General features: G+C 58.5%; 1 protein-coding gene. It reads right to left on the bottom strand.

What is annotated here, in order from left to right; all coding sequences use genetic code 11:
* Positions 1–272, bottom strand: a 272-nt coding sequence (locus SB719_RS20135) for a cobaltochelatase subunit CobN (protein WP_412159737.1), incomplete at both ends; no start/stop codon positions are given.

The following is a 272-nucleotide window of genomic DNA, read 5'->3' as shown; positions in this document are numbered from 1 at the left end:
CGTCTTTCTTCGGGTGATTTCCGTTTCAACCGCACCCAGTTTGCCGCAAGTTGCGCCACAAAATCCACGCGGTTTTCATGCGGCTCGTGGGTAACGATATTCGCCTCCACTGCCGCGTCGAACTGTTTGGCCGACTTGAAGGAAACCGCACGTGAAAGCACGCGCCCGTCCACTTCCGGCAAGGCGACATTCATCGCCAGATCGCGCGCCAGCAGCCCTTGCTGCGACGATTCCCACACGGACTTCGGCGTACCGGAAAAGATGACTTGCAG

This window comes from Pantoea sp. SIMBA_079, from assembly GCF_046940275.1.
Classification (GTDB): Bacteria; Pseudomonadota; Gammaproteobacteria; order Enterobacterales; family Enterobacteriaceae; genus Pantoea; species Pantoea borealis.
Note: the sequence above shows the minus strand (reverse complement) of the source record. Positions and strands in the feature narration are given on the sequence as shown.